General features: G+C 36.6%; 1 protein-coding gene. It reads right to left on the bottom strand.

Translation table 11 applies throughout. From position 1 onward, the window contains the following. Positions 1-40: 40 nt before the first annotated feature. Positions 41-757, bottom strand: a complete 717-nt coding sequence (locus E0D98_RS24860; protein WP_000532912.1) for a YebC/PmpR family DNA-binding transcriptional regulator — start codon at positions 755-757, stop codon at positions 41-43. Positions 758-906 lie beyond the last annotated feature (149 nt).

Here is a 906-nt window from a genome sequence, read left to right as displayed (position 1 = left end):
AAAGAAATCTGCCGTAAAGACAGATTTCTTTAAAATATAATTAGAGATTTGCGACGTTATGATAAACTTTTTGTACATCGTCGTCATCTTCAAGGGCATCAACAAGCCCTTCAAAGATTTCTAAATCTTCTGGGGAAAGCTCAACTTCAGATTGAGCAATCATTTCTAATTCTGTTGTTGAGAACTCAGTGATTCCAGCTGCTTTTAGAGCCGCGATTCCTTTATGAAGGTCAGTAGGTTCGGTATAAATAACAATGTTACCTTCTTCTTCAGTCACATCACGAACATCAACTTCAGCTTCAAGTAAAATTTCAAAAATATGGTCAGGGTCTGATCCTTTAAATACAATCACACCCGTATTGTCAAACATATAGCTGACAGAACCTGCCGCTCCGATATTGCCGCCTTTTTTATTGAAAATTGTGCGAACGTTAGCAATCGTACGGTTAACATTTGAAGTCAATGTCTCGGCGATAATCATTGAGCCATTAGGACCAAAGCCTTCATAACGTCCCTGCACGAACGTTTCATCTCCGCCGCCTTTGGCTTTATCAATTGCTTTATCAATAACGTGCTTTGGAACTTGTGCCTGCTTTGCACGTTCAATAACGAATTTTAAAGATGTGTTTAATTCTGGATCGGGTTCACCTTGTTTAGCAGCAGCATAGATTTCTACACCGAATTTTGCATAAATTTTAGACGTTGCACCGTCTTTAGCCGTTTTTTTAGCAACAATATTGGCCCATTTACGTCCCACTGGAATGATCTCCTCGAAAATTTATTTACATTACTGGTAAATCGTTAACATGTGTTAATTCGGCATATTATATCATAACAGGAAAAATCTCGTCTATTAGAAATAAAAATATTCTAAAGCCATAATCTTATATTTAATTTTATAAAAAC

The sequence above is a fragment of the Escherichia sp. KCJ4928 genome (genome assembly GCF_004352695.1).
GTDB lineage: Bacteria > Pseudomonadota > Gammaproteobacteria > Enterobacterales > Enterobacteriaceae > ECMA0423.
The sequence above is the reverse complement of the archived record's forward strand: the minus strand, read 5'-3'. Positions and strand labels throughout refer to the sequence as shown.